This window comes from Nitrobacter vulgaris, assembly GCF_031453995.1.
Classification (GTDB): domain Bacteria; phylum Pseudomonadota; class Alphaproteobacteria; order Rhizobiales; family Xanthobacteraceae; genus Nitrobacter; species Nitrobacter vulgaris.
The window spans coordinates 1-15,769 of the sequence record NZ_JAVDPZ010000003.1 but is presented as its reverse complement, the minus strand read 5'-3'; the positions used below and the strand labels follow the sequence as shown (position 1 = coordinate 15,769).

Below are 15,769 nucleotides of genomic sequence, written 5' to 3'. Positions count from 1 at the left end.
CGTTGAATCAAGCTCCGCTTAGTTCTTCCGGCTGAGCATGCTCTCATCCGGACCGGTTTTCACGTTGCGCTGGCGCGGCCCTTCGAGTCGGGATCATGCTCAGGGCATGAGTCCCGAGAGAAAACCGATCCTCGGATCGGATCATGCTACGACCGGGTCGCGCCCTGATCGCGAATAGCACCGAGATGTTCGTTGATACGAAAGACGATCAGGATCGATTCGGCTGCGATCCGCGAAAACACGATGCCAACGAGGACGCCGGCGACATTCAGAAGGATCGTGATGAAACCACTAAAGGGACTGACGGCCATCGAGGTCAGGCCCGCGAAGATGCCGGATAATCCCGACAGCACGATCAGGACAATGACCAGCCAATAAAATACCTTGATGATGGTGGGCGTGATGAAGCGATCCCACTGAAACAGATCCCGGATTTCAAACATTTGCCGTTCCCCTCGCGCGTCGCGCGGCCGTCATGAGCCGGGCGGCACTTACCCCAAGGGCCGCTCCCGGCAAGCTCGCGCCGCGGCATGCTGGCGTACGGGTTGAGATTGCTGCAAATAGCGGCCACAATCGGGCATCCTTCAACAGCTCTCGCCATGACCCTGACATTTGAAGATTTCCCCCTCGGCCATTTCGAAGACATGGGGGTCGGGCAGCGTCGTGATCTCGGTTCGTTTATCTTCACCGGCGATCTCATCAAGACATTCGCGTCACAATTCGACCCGCAGCCGTTTCACCTCGACGATGATGAGGGCCGCAAATCACTGTTCGGCGGTCTGGCAGCCTCCGGCTGGCATGTCGTTTCGGTTTGGATGAAGCTGATGGTCGCGCACAGTCAGCGTGAGGCGGCGGAAGCCGCCGCGCGCGGCGAAAAGCCGGGGATGTGGGGGCCGTCGCCCGGATTTCGCGACCTGCGCTGGCTGAAACCGGTCCTGGCGGGGGATACTGTCAGTTATGCCAGCGAAGTCGAATCGCTGAGAGCCTCCCGCTCTCGTCCGGAATGGGGCGCTATGCAAATACGTAACACCGGCACGAACCAGCGCGGCGAACTGGTCTTTTCCTTTTTGGGCTCAGTTTTCGTGCCGCGCCGGCTTCCGCAGGATTGAGGGGTTGCACGATTGACCTAGTTTGGAGGAATTTTATTCGAAAACGAGCCTCTTTTAAGGAATTGTGAACCCTCAGACAGTCTTGTCGAAACGCGTCAGGGTAAGGGGCAGGGGGACGCCATGGCAGATCGCGCTGGATTGAAGATCGTCGGCTTGCTGTTCGCGAGCGTGACGCTGGCCGTAACGCTGGCAACGTGGACCGTGGTGAAGCGCTACTCAGATGGCGTATATTCGCTGGACAGTGTTGCAGTCGCGCACATCCCCGCTCGCTGAACCCTGCTGAAACATCCGTTCAGCCGGCCGAGCCAAGCCTGGCTTCAAGCGCGGCGATCCGTTCCTTCAGCGTCTCATTGTCCTCGCGCGCAAGCCGCGCCATCTCCTTCACAGCCTCGAACTCCTCGCGCTTGACCAAATCGAGATCGCGCAGGATCTTCTCTGCCTGATGGCGGACTACCGCGTCGACCTCACGCTTGAGCCCCTGAGCCACCCCGGCGGTATCGTTCATAAGTCGTCCAATCTCGTCGAAAAACCGGTTGCTGGTCTGGGTCATCTACTATCTCCGGTTAGCGGCAAGATCGCCATATCACCGAGAGAGAATGGCGATCCCGACACGGCAGTTCAAGCCCGCTCGAACCGTCGCAAGCCTTGTTGGGGCCGGATTTCCCTTGCAATCGTTACGTGGCCGTTCGAGAGGTGGATGCCCACGGCAAGCGCGGGCATTCCGCCTTGGATAGAACGAATCCGATGTTTCTCCTCATCACCTATCCTGTCTTCGATCCCGTTGCCATTTCGCTCGGTCCGATCGCGATCCGCTGGTATGCGCTGGCCTATATCGGCGGTATCATGCTCGGCTGGCTTTATGCGCGGGCGTTGCTCAGGAGCGAGAAGCTCTGGGGGGGACCGGCGCCGATCTCGGTGGTGCAGCTCGACGATTTTATCCTGTGGGTGACGATCGGCATCATCGTCGGCGGCCGCGTCGGCTATGTGCTATTCTACAATCTGGATTTCTTCATCCACCATCCCGCCCAGATCTTTCAGCTCTGGAACGGCGGCATGTCGTTTCACGGCGGCTTCATGGGCTGCGTTGCGGCGGTCATCCTGTTCTGCCGCAGGCACGGCCTGCCGATCCTGTCGCTTGGGGACGTCGCCACCGCGGTCGGGCCGATCGGCCTCTTTCTTGGCCGTATCGCCAACTTCATCAACAGCGAATTGTGGGGGCGTCCGGCTGACCCGAGCCTGCCCTGGGCCATGGTGTTTCCTAACGGCGGCCCGCTGCCGCGGCATCCGAGCCAGCTTTACGAGGCCACGCTCGAGGGGCTGGTACTGTTCACGATCCTCGCGCTGATGATCCGCTTCGGCGCGCTCAAGCGGCCGGGGCTGATTCTTGGCAGCTTCATCACGCTGTACGCGCTGGCGCGGATTGTCGCCGAATTCTTTCGCGAGCCGGACCCACAGCTCGGATTTCTGTGGGGCGGATTGACCATGGGAATGCTATTGTCGATACCGATGGTTATCGCTGGACTCGCTATTGTCTATGCCGCCTGGTCCCGCGGTTCGCGGGTGTCAGACGCACGAGCGATTCCGAATCCGGGCAAGGTCGATCGTGGCTGAACCTTCTCCGCTGCTGGCCGACATCAAGAAGCTGATCAAGACCTCCGGTCCGCTGCCGGTCTGGCGCTACATGCAGCTTTGCCTGACCCATCCCCAGCACGGTTACTATATCGCGCGCGACCCATTGGGGCGCGAGGGTGATTTCATCACGTCGCCCGAAGTCAGCCAGATGTTCGGCGAACTGCTCGGGTTGTGGGGCGCCTCGGTGTGGCGGTCGATCGGCTCTCCGGCCACGCTGCGGCTGATTGAGTTCGGTCCCGGCCGCGGCACCATGATGGCGGATGCGCTACGCGCGTTGCGGGTGCTGCCACCCATGTATCAGGCGCTCAGCGTCCATCTGATCGAGATCAATCCGGAGCTGAGGGAAAAGCAGAAGGCGGCGCTGTCCAGCACGCCGAACATCCATTGGCACGCGAGCTTGGACGAGGTGCCGGAGGGACCGGCGATCATCCTCGCCAACGAATACTTTGACGTGCTTCCGATCCATCAGATGGTCAAGCGCGACGACGGCTGGCACGAGCGGGTTGTCGATATCGATGGCAGCGGTCAACTCGTGTTCGGCGCCAACGCTGCGCCAACGTTGCGCTTCGACATGCTGCTGCCGCCGCTGGTGCGCGCGGCGCCGGTCGGGGCCATTTTCGAGTGGCGCCCGGATGCCGAGATCATGTCCATCGCAACCCGCGTTCGCGATCACGGCGGCGCTGCGCTGATCATCGATTACGGCCATGTGCGCAGCGACGCGGGCGATACCTTTCAGGCCATCGCAAGGCACAGCTTCGCCGATCCGCTGAAATATCCCGGTCAGGTGGACGTGACAGCCCATGTGGATTTCGAAGCGCTTGCCCGCGCAGCCGAGGATGTCGGTGCCCGCGTGCACGGGCCGGTGACGCAGGGAGAATTTTTGCGACGGCTCGGCATCGAGTCCCGCGCCGTCAACCTGATGGAGAAAGCAACTCCTGAAATATCCGACAGCATCGCGACGGCGCTGAAGCGTCTAACCGAGGGAGGCCGTGGCGGCATGGGGTCGATGTTCAAGGTGATCGGCGTGTCCAATCCTGGCCTCACCGAATTGGTGGGACTGAGCGATCGGGAGCGTCGCGGTGGGATGAGGGCGCCGTGACGCTGGCATCCACCCTGCTTTCGACGGTTTCCGGGCTGCGGCACGCCTTTTTCACCCGTGAAGGCGGAGTCTCGCAGAGCATCTACGCGAGTTTGAATGCTGGCATCGGTTCGCAGGATGACCCGGCGCATGTCACCGAGAACCGGCGCCGCATGGCCGAGATGATGGGCGTTGCGCCAGGGAATTTTCTCTCGCTCTACCAGTTCCACTCGTCCGATGCCGTAGTCGCCGACAGGGCTTGGGACGTGTCATCCCGGCCGCGGGCGGACGCCATCGTCACGCGAACCCCCGGGCTTGCGATCGGCGTGACCGCGGCCGACTGCGGTCCGATCCTGTTCGCCGATCCGCAGGCCCGCGTGATCGGCGCGGCACATGCCGGCTGGAAGGGCGCGCTGACGGGCGTGCTGGAAAAGACCATCGAAGCGATGGAAGCGCTTGGCGGCCGGCGCCGCGACATGGCCGTTGCCATTGGTCCGCTGATCCGCCAGCAAAGCTACGAGGTTGGAGCCGAATTCGTCGCGCGATTCATGGAGGCCGATCAGGACAATGAGCGGTTCTTCGTTCGGTCGGAGCGCGACGGCCATGCCATGTTCGATCTCGGCGGCTTCATCCGGATGCGGCTTGAACGCGCTGGCGTGCTGACGATCGACGATACCGGCATCGATACTTATTCAAACGAACGCTTCTTCAGCTATCGCCGCTCGGTGCATCGCGAGGAACCGGATTTCGGCCGCCACGTCCACGCGATCGTGCTGGACGTTGATTAACGGCGCCGGATGCCGACGGTCGATGATCGCTCATGCCGTGTGGCGAAGCTCCGCTCAGGGCAGAACGGGCGCGTGCTACCACCCGGCAACCGCAGGGCGGCCCTTTTTCGCAGACGGCCGATGTCGGCGAGCGTGGTCGGCTTCGCCGCATTAAGCGGTCATTGACGTCCGATTCGGCGGGATCTACCCCGGATTCCGCCAGGCTGCGTATTGCCAGACTTGGCCACTCCTTGATACACCGCCTCCGCGGGATCGGAGAGGCTCTCGGGAGACGGGATGTTGAACGTTGTATCCACCACATCGCGGGGAGACGCGTCGATGTCCGCCAAGAACGGCGCCGTCAAGCTGGTCGCCGGCAACTCCAATCTGGTGCTGGCGCGGGAAATCGGTAGATGGCTTGGGCTTGAACTCACGAAAGCCAGCGTCCGTCGCTTCGCCGACAACGAGATCTTCGTCGAAGTCCTGGAGAATGTGCGCGGCTCGGACGTCTACGTAATTCAGTCGACTTCGTATCCGACCAATGACCACCTGATGGAGCTTTTAATCATCACGGACGCTCTGCGCCGTGCCTCTGCGCGCCGGATCACCGCGGTGATTCCTTATTTCGGCTATGCGCGGCAGGATCGAAAGGTCGGTTCGCGCTCACCGATTTCGGCCAAGCTGGTGGCCAACCTGATCACGCGCGCCGGGACGGATCGCGTGCTGACGCTGGATCTGCACGCGGGGCAAATTCAAGGCTTTTTCGATATTCCGACCGACAATCTCTACGCGTCCCCGGTGATGGTTCGCGATATCAAGGAGCGGTTCGAACTCGGCAAGCTGATGGTGGTATCGCCCGACGTTGGCGGCGTGGTGCGCGCGCGCGGTCTTGCCAAGCGCATCAGTGCTCCGCTGGCGATTATCGACAAGCGTCGCGAGCGCGCGGGCGAATCCGAAGTCATGAACGTGATCGGCGATGTCGCGGGCTATACGTGCATTCTGATTGACGACATCGTCGATTCCGGCGGCACCCTGGTCAATGCCGCCGACGCGCTTCTCGCCAACGGCGCCCGGGACGTCTATGCCTACATCACTCACGGGGTGCTGTCCGGCGCCGCCGCCGCGCGCATCGCCGGCTCAAAACTGAAAGAGCTGGTCATTACCGACTCGATCCAGCCGACTGACGCCGTGAGCAAGACCGGCAACATCCGCCTGCTGTCGATCGCCGGATTGATCGGCGAGGCGATCAACCGCACTGCTGCCGAACAATCAGTATCGAGCCTGTTCGACTGAACGGCAGATTGAAGTGAGGACACTAAAGTCTGATCCAGGCTCGATCTGGATCAAACTTTAATATCCTCGCTGCAAGAGCAGTATGCTCACTCGTTGCGCAGGTTCTCAGCTGTGCGTTTCCATTGCGCGACGTTGTCCGCGATGATCCGGGTCGACTTCATCGCGGCCTGACTCAGCTGAGCATAGCCCGAGATCTCGCGCTGGACCCGCTGTCCTTCCGCATGAAGCAGATCGCGGAGGGTTTCAAGTTCGGTGACGAGGTTCTCGATCTCGGCGAGCGAAGTTCCGGCGACACGCTGGATCAGCGAGTTGACGTTGTTCACCGTTGCTTCCGTGTTCGGCTCCAGCTTCACGTCGGGGTTCGGAGCACCCGCGGCGGGACCGGCAGCGGGACGGCGCAGATAGGCGATGTCGTTGCGCACGAAATCGCGAATACCCGCCTCTACCTCCGAGACGGCGGCGAGGTTCGTATCGGCTTCGGGTACGCTTGGTTCTTCTTTTTCAGATGGAGTGGCATTCATCGGCTTGTTCCCTGTTTCGCGTTGAGCGAGCGCGGTTGTCCCCCCGCACGACGAGTTTCTAGCTACGGTATCAGGGCTGCCGATTTTGACAACATCGGGGCCGATCTGCGGCGAGCAGCGTTCAATCTCCGAAATCAGCCGCGCTGGCGGGCTCACCACTTACGCTTGAACGCTGCGGTCAGGCTCGCGTTCGGGGGACCTTGCGGCGTTTCGCTGACCGAGCCGGCGACGCTGATGTCGTCGAACAGCTTCTGTTCGGCACCGATCCTGCGAAGCCATTTATTATCGTTTGTTGAAAGCGACTGTCCCGCGATCAGGCTGGTGCCGGTGTCGGTCAGGCTCAGCCTGGCCGAATGGTCGGTTTTATACTGTCGCGTTCCTTTGATGCCCGGGATCGACAGCGCGTCGTGTTGAGTGACGTTGTAGCCGTTCTGAAGGGTAACCGCATAACGGCCGTCGCTGAGAGGCAGCGATTTGCTGAGCGAGGTATCGAGCATGGTTTGAGCCCGGGCGGGGTCAATCCGTGCTTCAAGCGCGGTCTTGTCCCAGATCCGCCCCAGGCCGGGCGCGGTGGCGGCTGCCCATGCCTGACCCGAGGACTGCGATGAGCGGGCGTCGGTTGCAAGTTTGTTCGCTGCGGGTTCCGACGCCGTCAGCGGCGACGGCTGACGTATGACGGTCAGATCGGTCCCGATCCGTGTGTCCCAGAGCGGTGAAACCGAACGTCTTGCGGTAAGGGCGGCGGAGCCGTCCGCATTATCGCGGGAGGTCCAGGCAAGTTCGGGGTCGGATGCGGGTTGCGACGATGACTGTGAATGGCGAACCTGCGGCGGCATTTCCTTTGAGAGGGTAAAGCCGTCGGCCTCGAGTTGGCTCCAGTCGATTTCGGAATCCGTTGGTCGGTCGCCATCGGGCGCGATGTGCTCCGCCGTGTTGCCGGGAGTGTCAGCATCTCCCGATTGTGCCGATAAGGTTCCGGTTGTCCAGCCGGCAGCAACCGCCAGAAGCAGTAAACCCGCACGTCGTATGATCCTCGAAGCCATGGGTTCTGCCAGTCCGCCAATCCGAAGCCGCACATTGCGGCCGCGTGTGTTCGAAATTATGGCGCGCGGGCATGCGCGCATCGGCGCGATGCCTATATGCTCATCATGGTAAATTCAATCTCGCCCGCGACCGCGCGGCCGCGCCGGCCTTCACCGATACTGATCTGCAGAAAATGTCTCAAGCGCGCCGCGAACGGCCACGCGGTTAAACGCGCGCTGAAATCGGAACTGAAGGCTTTGAGTCGGGCGAGCGGCGAGAAGCGCCCGCGTGTGGTGATGACCGGCTGCTTCGGAATTTGTCCCAAACGCGCGGTGACGACGGCGAGCGGCGTGACACTGGCGCGCAACGAATTCCTGCTGATAGCGGATGCCGAGCAGGCGAGGGACGCGGCGGCAAAGCTGATGGCGCACGAAAATCTAGAGCGGGATGAGAAAAAGTTTTAGCGGTTTCCTGCCGCATCTCGCGTTAAAATATTGGAATGATCGCGTTCGATTCCGGATCGCGTCGATTCAAAATCATCGTGATACATCCTTTTTGATTGATGCGTTTCTTCCCGCGAACCGGTATCCACGTCGCTCGAAACGCTATAAGCGTCAGGCCTTCACCGTTTTCGGTTTCGCTGTCTTTCCGGATTTTTTCTTCGGCGCGACGGCCTGTTCCGCCGCGAACGTGTCCGCCGCCCGCCGCATCGCGCGTGCGTAGCTGTCGGCTGCGTTGTCGGCGGACATCCGCAGCCGCCTTGCGGCGGCGGTGCCTTCCTCGAACGTGTGTTTCGCCATTTGCCGCAAGCGCTGCTTGCCTGCAACATCCTTCGCTTTCGCTGCAAGAGCGAGATAGCGGTCGCGCCGAGTCTTCACAGCCGCCGTCAGGCTTTTGTGTTGCTGCTTCGCAAGCTGCCGGATGATGACGTCGAGATCGGCATCCGCCATGGATGGTGCCCCCGCACAATGTGAAGAGAAAATCGCTTCATGCTTAGAGCATGATCCCGAAAAGTGAAAATCGTTTTTCGGATAAAGATCATGATCAATCAAAAAAGATAATGCTGGATTCTGATTCAACGACGGTTGAATCAGAAGCCAGCAAGCGGCGAGAAGTGTCGCAATCGCGGGATCGTTTTGACACGATGTTGCTCTTGAGATCGAAAAACAAGTCTCAATGCCCACTCATGACCAGCGTCTTGACGGGAAGCACAAGGGCTTGGATGCGCAACAGCATGGCATGCACGATCCCTACGGCGTCTACGGCGTGGAGCGCGAAGCGCTTGAAGGCACCGGTATCTTTTGACGCGATCTGGTCGTGGTTGCTGGTGTAGGCGTTGACGATGCAACTGCTTCCCGGTGTGATACCCTCCAGGCCGCCTTTGTAGAGCGGCTCGAGGAGGACAAGAATCGAGCCCGGACGCAGAGTCTGCCCCGCCTCGACGAGCTGCTCGCCGCCACGGAATTGACCGGCCGCGATGTAGTCCTGTACGCTCGTGACGACCATCGGAATAATGGCCCACGGCTTCGAAATGCACGTGGCCTCCGCCACCATTCCGACCCTCATCACCTGCGCTTCGATCTGGCCGAACCCCGCCGCCAGCGACCGTTTGCCGGCGCCCTCCGGGATCAGGATTCCCGCCGATCGCATCATCGGGTTGACGATATCGCCAGGCCGTAACAAAAACTGCTCGACGCGTCCGTCAACGCCGGCGCGAATGTAGGTCTTGTCGAGATCGACCTGCGCCTGTGCCAGCGCCGCCTCGGCGCTAGCCTTCTCCGCGGGAAGAAGCGATGTCATGCGGGTCATCGCGGATTCTTTCGCCGCATTTGCCGCATCCACGGTGCCCTGCCGTCCCGCGAGCAGGACCCCGAGTTTCTCGATGTCGCGCTGGGGGACGATCCCCGGATTGCGCCTTTGCAGTTCGCGCTTCACGTTAAGCTCGTCGGACGCCTGCTGGTATGCGCTTTTGGCTTCTTGGATCTGGGCATCCGCCTTGATGATATCGACCTGTGCAGCGCCTAGCGCGGCATCCACCTCAGCGATCTTGCGCCGAGCGGTTTCCAGCGCTGCTTCCTGCTTCGAGCTGTCGAGCTTGAAGATCACGTCGTTCTTTTTCACGGGCGCGCTGAAATCGACATGAACCTCGGCCACCCGCCCGATTGTCTCGGGGATGATCGGGACGGTCCTGAAGTACAGGGTCGCTGTCGTCGTCGAGGGATGGAAATAGAAGATCACCGTGATCAGAGCGACCGTGAGCATCAAACAGGCGGTAATGCCCCACCTCAGCTCGAACCAGACGGAGTAGAGCGTGATTTCGCGGCCAAGCCGCTTTCCCTGCGCGTAGCGCCGGTAAAGATAATCGGGGACGATCGTCAGCAGCGAACAGAGCAGCAGTTCAAGCATGACCCGGCAACCCGCTCGCGCCGGCGTCATCCTCGCCGGGTTCTTTTTTGTCGGACGCCTTTGCCAAATCCGGTTTTGCCAAGTTCGGTTTTGCCAAGTCCGGTGCGTCGGCGGTCGCGATATCGTGCGGCGGTCGGGGCGCCGCCGTGCCTGGCTGGACGCCGGCAATTGTCGCCACGGAGCCTGCGATGCTGCGCAGCGGGGTGCTGAAATCCGGCAGGTCGATCATCGCCAGCAACAGTCCCGCCACCCAGAACACATGCATATGGGTAAACAGCGCCAGTAAGCCGAGAACGGCGACAATCTCGAACTGCAGCTTCTGCGATCTGTGCGCCATCCGCTCCGGCAGGGTATGCAGCCGCAGATAGATATTGCCGACCGCCAGAACGGCTCCAAGCAGGATGACGCCGACAGCCACCATCAAGACATCCGTGTCACCGGGCGCTGTAATGAACGAGGGAAGATCGTGGGGGGCGTTTGGATGAAGCAACTCGCTCAAGCGGTCCTCCATTCCGGAAACAACTAACTGAAAAAGTATAGCCGGCATTTGCCGAAGGTTGGCATCATTGCACAGGCTTGGAATTTGGCAAGTACGATCAGCTACGGCGGCATTTCGAAGCGTCGGCATCCGTCATGTCGAGCGCACGGTGAGCCTTTCCTGATTGTTTGACCGGCGACGCCTGTTCACTTCTTCTTCCATCCACCCCTGTGGCCCGGCGCGCCGCCGGATGAGCGCGGCCGTGGACCGAATTCAGGTCCGGATTCGCGCGAATTGGTCGGTTGGAAAATCCTGCTTTCGGTCCCCGGACCCATTTCGTCGAGCGTCGGTTTGCGCGGCTTTGGACGCGTGCCGGTCGGCTTGACCTCGTGCCAGGTGGCGATACCCATTTCGTCGAGCGAGGGTTTATGGATTTTTGAAGTTGAGGAGCCGCGCTTGCCAAACTTTCCGGTCGGCCTGCCTTGCGCTGCTTTATCCAAACGCGCTGGCAGATTCGCCGCATCGCCGTATTTCTTCGCGCCGGCATAGGCGCCCGCCTTTGCCGCGACCCCGCGCTGCTTGATGGTGGGATCATCGACCACGGCCAGCTCGGTGGCGCGCAGCCGCTTGACCTCATCGCGCAGCCTTGCGGCTTCCTCGAAGTTCAGGTCGGCGGCGGCCTCGCGCATCCGCGTTTCCAGATCGGAGAGAACGGCCTCGAAATTGTGGCCGATCGCGATCGCATCGTCCGACCAGGAATTCCCCTTGCCGCCGTCGCCGATCTCCACCAGCACATGATCGCGCTCATAAACGCTGTTGAGAATATCGCCGATGGACTTCTTGACGCTTTCCGGCGTGATGCCGTTGGCGGTGTTGTATTCCACCTGCTTTTCGCGGCGGCGGTCGGTCTCGGCGATGGCGCGTTGCATCGATCCGGTCACCTGATCGGCATAGAGGATCACCCGGCCGTCGACGTTGCGGGCCGCGCGGCCGATGGTCTGGATCAGCGAGGTCTCGCTGCGCAAAAAACCTTCCTTGTCCGCGTCGAGGATGGCGACCAGCGCGCATTCGGGAATGTCGAGGCCCTCGCGCAGCAGGTTGATGCCGACCAGCGCGTCGAAAGCGCCAAGCCTGAGATCGCGGATGATCTCGATACGCTCGATGGTGTCGATGTCCGAGTGCATGTAGCGCACGCGGATGCCCTGCTCGTGCAGATATTCGGTGAGGTCCTCCGCCATGCGTTTGGTTAGCACCGTGATGAGTGAGCGATAGCCATTCGCTGCGGTGGCGCGAACCTCGCCGACGAGATCGTCCACCTGCGTGCGCGCGGGGCGGATATCGACCGGCGGATCAATCAGCCCGGTCGGACGGATCACCTGCTCGACGAACACGCCGCCGCTCTCGTTCAGCTCCCATGCGCCCGGCGTGGCGGATACCGCGACCGATTGCGGGCGCATCATGTCCCATTCCTCGAAACGCAGCGGCCGATTGTCCATGCAGGAGGGCAGGCGGAAGCCGTATTCGGCGAGCGTGGCCTTGCGGCGGAAGTCGCCGCGAAACATGCCGCCGATCTGCGGCACGCTGACGTGGCTCTCGTCGGCAAACACCAGCGCGTTGTCGGGGACGTATTCGAACAAGGTCGGCGGCGGCTCGCCCGGGCGGCGGCCGGTGAGATAGCGTGAATAGTTCTCGATGCCGGCGCAGCTTCCGGTCGCCTCCATCATTTCGAGGTCGAAGGTGGTGCGTTGCTCCAGCCGCTGCGCTTCCAGCAGGCGACCCTGCGCGTGCAGTTCGTCGAGCCGCATCTTGAGTTCCGATTTGATCGACTTGATCGCCTGCACTAGCGTCGGACGCGGCGTCACATAATGCGAATTGGAATAGACCTTGATGAAATCCAGTTCATCCTGCTTGTGGCCTGTGAGGGGATCGAACTCCTCGATGCTCTCCACCTCGTCGCCGAACAGGTTCACGCGCCAGGCGCGGTCTTCGTAGTGCGCCGGGAAGATATCGATGACGTCGCCGCGCACGCGGAAAGTGCCGCGGGTGAAGTCGGCCGATGTGCGCTTGTATTGCAGCGCCACGAGATCGGCGATGAGCTGACGCTGGTCGATGCGCTCGCCGCGCTTCAGGGCGAAGGTCATTGCGGTGTACGTCTCGACCGAGCCGATACCATAGATACACGACACAGAGGCGACGATGATGACGTCGTCGCGCTCCAGCAGCGCGCGCGTCGCCGCGTGGCGCATGCGGTCGATCTGCTCGTTGATCGAGGAATCCTTCTCGATATAGGTGTCGGTGCGCGGCACATAGGCTTCAGGCTGATAGTAGTCGTAATAACTGACGAAGTATTCCACCGCGTTGTCGGGGAAGAAATTCTTGAACTCACCGTAGAGCTGCGCTGCCAGCGTCTTGTTTGGCGCGAGGATGAGGGCCGGACGCTGCGTGGCTTCGATCACCTTGGCCATGGTGTAGGTCTTTCCGGAGCCGGTGACGCCGAGCAGCACCTGGGTGCGGTCGTTGCGCTGGATGCCTTCCACCAGTTCGCGGATTGCCTGTGGCTGGTCGCCTTTGGGCTGATACTCCGACTTGATCTCGAACCGCACGCCGCCTTCGCTCTTCTCCGGTCGCGGCGGCCGGTGCGGTGTCCATACTTTCATCCCGCCGTCGTCGCCGCGAAATTCGGGGCGGCCATCGCGGATCAGATTCTCGAGCGCTTCAGCGGTCGCCTTGACGCCAAGGCCTTCCATCTTGTTGCGCGGTGGCCGCGCCAACGCTTCATCGTCATCCTCGGCGGTTGGGAGGCCCAACTGCCGCGCCAGTTCCGGGTCGAGCGTCGGGATGGTGGCGGAGGTGCCGTAGTTCGGCGTCGCGAATTCCGCTTGCGGCGCTTCTTCGAAGCCCTTTTGCTTTACCTCGTCCTTGAGGGGAGAGACTTCCCTGTCCCTGTCACTCGCTCCGCTAACGGGAGGGGAGCGAGACGCATCCCGTTTTGCCGTCGCATCGTCCTTGCCGCGCGTGGAGGCTCGCGCGCGATGCGCCGCAGCCTCGCCGCCGGAGCGGCGGTCCCACGAATTGTCCGGTGGCGGTTGCAATCCGGTGCCGGACCCGAGGCCGGCATCGCCGCGGTTAATCGCCGGATTGAGCAATTCGGCGAGCGCAGGTCCGATCGGCTGCACCTCGGGACGATGTGCCTTCGATTTCGGGGCTTTAGACTTCTGAGCGCTCGGCGGTTTACCGGGTTGTTTAGGAGGACTGGGAGGCTTCGCCATGCCGGCAATATGGGGCGAATCCAGCCCGCAAGAAAGAGCGCAATCACACGGATGCACATACCGTGATCACGCCTTCGGCGATGATGACCTCGACACGGCCTTTCGCAGGCAATCGCGGCAGAGGCAATCGCCGCCTTCGGTCGGCATTGGCAATCGCCCGGCCTCCTCGGCGCACCAGCAGTTGCCAGATAGATCGCAAGTGAATTCCGTTCCGCATCCGGAACAGGCGAGGCGGCGAATGGCTTGCTGTCCGGTCTGGCGTGTCATGGCGGCGGGTGTGCTCTCATAGCGTTTTCGAACGAAGTGGAATCCGGTTCGCGTGAAGAAAACGCGTCAATCAAAAAAAACTAGAGTCTTTCACCGCTTCCGTTAAGCGGTGAAAGACTCTAGGCCGGGTTGATCGATGCGCAACCATAGTTCCGGATCGATACGGATGAAATCCTTTCAGAAGCGAGATTATTCCGCCGCGCGAAGGCGATGGATCGGGAGACGTCGGTCTCTTCCGCGCAGTGAGAGGTAGTAGTCGGCATCCGCCGGATTGTCGGTGCGACGAATGAGATCGGTCACCGGCGCATAACTCAGCATTCGGCCGCCGTCCGGAAGCGCCGTGCAAATGAAGCGCAGCACCTCGCCGTTTCTGAGTTTGATATTTATCGGGGTCGGATCGCCCGCGCGTACCATCCCAACGCGCTCGGCGATGAAATGGCTAAGCTCATCTTGCGGCAGTTCATACGCGCCGGTATCGCGGCCATGATACATCAGCGCGATAAACGGCGGCTTGCTGTCGGCCTTCGCGTCAGGCAGCGAGAAGTAATTCCGGAACGCGCGGTTGATGAATTCGGCACGGGTGTCCGCGTCGAGCAAGACGATCCCGATGTCGGTCTGGTTGAGGGCGGTGGACAGCCGTGCCGCTGTCGCGTGCCGCTCGCGCTCCCGTCTGAGCGCATTCATCATCCGCAACCGCAACAATCCGGTGATCAAGGCGGTGCCGCCGGCGGTCAAGGTCAGCAATCCAAGACGTAAAACGATGGAACCGTCAGCGACCGTGGCATTGTAGTCGCTGAGAATTCCTGCGGAGGCTAAAACGGCTATTCCGGCACTGATCAGACCGGAAACTGTGCCACCAAGCGATCCGGCGAGGGCGACGACACAAATATATAGCGCTGACAGGTCGGGAAAGGCGGCAACGTTGCGATCGGCATAGATGGACGCGCCTGCGATCAAAATCGCGAAAGCCGGGCCCAACACTATTCGCCAGTCGATATGCATCACCGTTCCATGATACCGAATGAGACTAAATCCGGTTCGCGAACAACTGGTTGCACAATCGCAAGGTTTTCTTCGCCAGCGTTAATGGCGCCTAACGCGGCGGCGCGCGATTTGAAATGAATTGCGCTGCCCGAGATCTAATCCAAGGAACTGCCGGGTGCTGTTCGGGCCGCGTGGGTTTGCCCGCCACAGTATGAGGTCGCGTGATAATCCTCGCCCCTTGATCGGCGTTCTGCAAAGCTGCCTTCAGGGAATCATTGTGTGGGATGAGAGTTTCGATGAGCGACCGACGCCTTCCGTTGATGTTGATGATCGGGCCCCTTTATATGCTGGGCCTCTGCGCTTCCTTGGCGCAGGACGTTCCCGGTATTGAGATCTGCACCGTCGAAAAGACGATGGAGAGGCGGACGAGTTGCTTGCAGAGCAACATCAATTTTCTGCAAACCACCCTCAGCAGATATGTCACCGATAGCAGGCAGAAAATCGATGCGGCCAACCGACAGATGCAGGTGCTTGAGAGCACAGTTGCGGAACTGCGGAAGGCGGTGGCTGAACTTCAGGCGGCGAGCAAGAAACAGCCGCAGTCCCCGACGAAGGAGGACGGAAAACATCCGGCGAAGGAGGAAGGGAAGTAGTTCAGGCGTTATCTCCGACGTCATTCCAGCCGCTGACATCTGTCCTGGTACCCGTTGTCAAGATGTTCTTTAATTGATCATCGGCGCTCGATGAGTTTGTCGCGTGTATCGGCCACCTGCAAGGTTCTTTTCGAAGTCGTCCCATTTGGCGCTTCATCTCGGCATCCAAGGCGCCGGAATCCCGAATGTGAAGTTCGCGATGCAATAGCTCGCATGTAAATCGATCGGGCTTTTCCGGTAGCCTGCCGCTCTGACCGATACGGCAACTGTCGCCAGCGCTGTTGGCGCG

18 protein-coding genes are annotated in these 15,769 nt (G+C 61.0%); 7 read left to right on the top strand and 11 right to left on the bottom strand.

From position 1 onward, the window contains the following. Positions 1-146 precede the first annotated feature (146 nt). The gene (locus GGQ85_RS02210) at positions 147-443 is read right to left on the bottom strand and encodes a DUF4282 domain-containing protein (RefSeq protein WP_309773203.1); all 297 of its coding nucleotides are present in this window, start codon (positions 441-443) and stop codon (positions 147-149) included. A 156-nt stretch (positions 444-599) separates the two neighbouring features. On the opposite strand from GGQ85_RS02210, the gene GGQ85_RS02205 reads away from it, so the two are divergent. Continuing rightward, on the top strand, positions 600-1,109 hold the full coding sequence (locus GGQ85_RS02205) for a MaoC family dehydratase (RefSeq protein WP_309773202.1): 510 nt from the start codon (positions 600-602) through the stop codon (positions 1,107-1,109). 120 nt (positions 1,110-1,229) lie between these two features. Continuing rightward, positions 1,230-1,382 (top strand): hypothetical protein, encoded by a 153-nt coding sequence (locus GGQ85_RS02200; RefSeq protein WP_173816003.1) that lies wholly within the window; start codon positions 1,230-1,232, stop codon positions 1,380-1,382. 19 nt (positions 1,383-1,401) lie between these two features. Here GGQ85_RS02200 and GGQ85_RS02195 read toward each other — a convergent pair whose 3' ends face one another. Next, a complete protein-coding gene (locus GGQ85_RS02195) occupies positions 1,402-1,659 on the bottom strand; it encodes an accessory factor UbiK family protein (protein ID WP_079447538.1) in 258 nt (85 codons plus the stop codon). 194 nt (positions 1,660-1,853) lie between these two features. Here GGQ85_RS02195 and lgt point away from each other — a divergent pair, with 194 nt between their 5' ends. The 4 genes from lgt (at position 1,854) to GGQ85_RS02175 (ending at position 5,879) form a co-directional block, all read left to right on the top strand. Then, positions 1,854-2,720, top strand: coding sequence for a prolipoprotein diacylglyceryl transferase (gene lgt, locus GGQ85_RS02190; protein ID WP_309773201.1), 867 nt, complete (start codon positions 1,854-1,856; stop codon positions 2,718-2,720). Further along, complete coding sequence (locus tag GGQ85_RS02185) at positions 2,713-3,840, top strand: class I SAM-dependent methyltransferase (protein ID WP_309773200.1); 1,128 nt, start codon at positions 2,713-2,715, stop codon at positions 3,838-3,840. Before lgt ends, GGQ85_RS02185 begins: the two co-directional genes overlap by 8 nt. Further along, the gene (gene pgeF, locus GGQ85_RS02180; RefSeq protein WP_079447536.1) at positions 3,837-4,607 is read left to right on the top strand and encodes a peptidoglycan editing factor PgeF; all 771 of its coding nucleotides are present in this window, start codon (positions 3,837-3,839) and stop codon (positions 4,605-4,607) included. Before GGQ85_RS02185 ends, pgeF begins: the two co-directional genes overlap by 4 nt. A gap of 318 nt (positions 4,608-4,925) precedes the next feature. Beyond that, positions 4,926-5,879: a ribose-phosphate pyrophosphokinase gene (locus GGQ85_RS02175; RefSeq protein ID WP_079447683.1), complete on the top strand. Its 954-nt coding sequence runs from the start codon at positions 4,926-4,928 to the stop codon at positions 5,877-5,879. 86 nt (positions 5,880-5,965) lie between these two features. Here GGQ85_RS02175 and GGQ85_RS02170 read toward each other — a convergent pair whose 3' ends face one another. The 9 genes from GGQ85_RS02170 to GGQ85_RS02130 all read right to left on the bottom strand — a co-directional run bounded on the left by GGQ85_RS02170 (position 5,966) and on the right by GGQ85_RS02130 (position 14,845). Continuing rightward, on the bottom strand, positions 5,966-6,400 hold the full coding sequence (locus tag GGQ85_RS02170; RefSeq protein WP_309773199.1) for a hypothetical protein: 435 nt from the start codon (positions 6,398-6,400) through the stop codon (positions 5,966-5,968). A 152-nt stretch (positions 6,401-6,552) separates the two neighbouring features. Next, complete coding sequence (locus GGQ85_RS02165) at positions 6,553-7,443, bottom strand: hypothetical protein (RefSeq protein ID WP_309773198.1); 891 nt, start codon at positions 7,441-7,443, stop codon at positions 6,553-6,555. Between the two features lie 92 nt (positions 7,444-7,535). Then, on the bottom strand, positions 7,536-7,790 hold the full coding sequence (locus tag GGQ85_RS02160; protein ID WP_309773197.1) for a hypothetical protein: 255 nt from the start codon (positions 7,788-7,790) through the stop codon (positions 7,536-7,538). Positions 7,791-8,037: 247 nt separating this feature from the next. Beyond that, positions 8,038-8,373: a hypothetical protein gene (locus GGQ85_RS02155; RefSeq protein WP_309773196.1), complete on the bottom strand. Its 336-nt coding sequence runs from the start codon at positions 8,371-8,373 to the stop codon at positions 8,038-8,040. Positions 8,374-8,596: 223 nt separating this feature from the next. Further along, complete coding sequence (locus tag GGQ85_RS02150) at positions 8,597-9,829, bottom strand: HlyD family secretion protein (RefSeq protein WP_079447680.1); 1,233 nt, start codon at positions 9,827-9,829, stop codon at positions 8,597-8,599. After that, a complete protein-coding gene (locus GGQ85_RS02145; RefSeq protein ID WP_309773195.1) occupies positions 9,822-10,328 on the bottom strand; it encodes a hypothetical protein in 507 nt (168 codons plus the stop codon). Before GGQ85_RS02145 ends, GGQ85_RS02150 begins: the two co-directional genes overlap by 8 nt. Before the next feature lie 185 nt (positions 10,329-10,513). Beyond that, complete coding sequence (uvrB, locus tag GGQ85_RS02140; RefSeq protein ID WP_309773194.1) at positions 10,514-13,576, bottom strand: excinuclease ABC subunit UvrB; 3,063 nt, start codon at positions 13,574-13,576, stop codon at positions 10,514-10,516. A 66-nt stretch (positions 13,577-13,642) separates the two neighbouring features. Next, complete coding sequence (locus GGQ85_RS02135; protein WP_309773193.1) at positions 13,643-13,843, bottom strand: hypothetical protein; 201 nt, start codon at positions 13,841-13,843, stop codon at positions 13,643-13,645. A 189-nt stretch (positions 13,844-14,032) separates the two neighbouring features. Continuing rightward, complete coding sequence (locus GGQ85_RS02130; protein ID WP_309773192.1) at positions 14,033-14,845, bottom strand: PAS-domain containing protein; 813 nt, start codon at positions 14,843-14,845, stop codon at positions 14,033-14,035. A 278-nt stretch (positions 14,846-15,123) separates the two neighbouring features. On the opposite strand from GGQ85_RS02130, the gene GGQ85_RS02125 reads away from it, so the two are divergent. Continuing rightward, the gene (locus GGQ85_RS02125; RefSeq protein ID WP_374708837.1) at positions 15,124-15,480 is read left to right on the top strand and encodes a hypothetical protein; all 357 of its coding nucleotides are present in this window, start codon (positions 15,124-15,126) and stop codon (positions 15,478-15,480) included. Positions 15,481-15,769: the final 289 nt, after the last annotated feature.

Bases quoted from the DNA above. Each gene is read 5' to 3' on its own strand.
- GGQ85_RS02210 (WP_309773203.1), bottom strand. From the start codon at position 443: ATGTTTGAAATCCGGGATCTGTTTCAGTGGGATCGCTTCATCACGCCC.
- GGQ85_RS02205 (WP_309773202.1), top strand. From the start codon at position 600: ATGACCCTGACATTTGAAGATTTCCCCCTCGGCCATTTCGAAGACATG.
- GGQ85_RS02200 (WP_173816003.1), top strand. From the start codon at position 1,230: ATGGCAGATCGCGCTGGATTGAAGATCGTCGGCTTGCTGTTCGCGAGC.
- GGQ85_RS02195 (WP_079447538.1), bottom strand. From the start codon at position 1,659: ATGACCCAGACCAGCAACCGGTTTTTCGACGAGATTGGACGACTTATG.
- lgt (WP_309773201.1), top strand. From the start codon at position 1,854: ATGTTTCTCCTCATCACCTATCCTGTCTTCGATCCCGTTGCCATTTCG.
- GGQ85_RS02175 (WP_079447683.1), top strand. From the start codon at position 4,926: ATGTCCGCCAAGAACGGCGCCGTCAAGCTGGTCGCCGGCAACTCCAAT.
- GGQ85_RS02170 (WP_309773199.1), bottom strand. From the start codon at position 6,400: ATGAATGCCACTCCATCTGAAAAAGAAGAACCAAGCGTACCCGAAGCC.
- GGQ85_RS02165 (WP_309773198.1), bottom strand. From the start codon at position 7,443: ATGGCTTCGAGGATCATACGACGTGCGGGTTTACTGCTTCTGGCGGTT.
- GGQ85_RS02155 (WP_309773196.1), bottom strand. From the start codon at position 8,373: ATGGCGGATGCCGATCTCGACGTCATCATCCGGCAGCTTGCGAAGCAG.
- GGQ85_RS02150 (WP_079447680.1), bottom strand. From the start codon at position 9,829: ATGCTTGAACTGCTGCTCTGTTCGCTGCTGACGATCGTCCCCGATTAT.
- uvrB (WP_309773194.1), bottom strand. From the start codon at position 13,576: ATGGCGAAGCCTCCCAGTCCTCCTAAACAACCCGGTAAACCGCCGAGC.
- GGQ85_RS02135 (WP_309773193.1), bottom strand. From the start codon at position 13,843: ATGACACGCCAGACCGGACAGCAAGCCATTCGCCGCCTCGCCTGTTCC.
- GGQ85_RS02130 (WP_309773192.1), bottom strand. From the start codon at position 14,845: ATGCATATCGACTGGCGAATAGTGTTGGGCCCGGCTTTCGCGATTTTG.
- GGQ85_RS02125 (WP_374708837.1), top strand. From the start codon at position 15,124: ATGAGCGACCGACGCCTTCCGTTGATGTTGATGATCGGGCCCCTTTAT.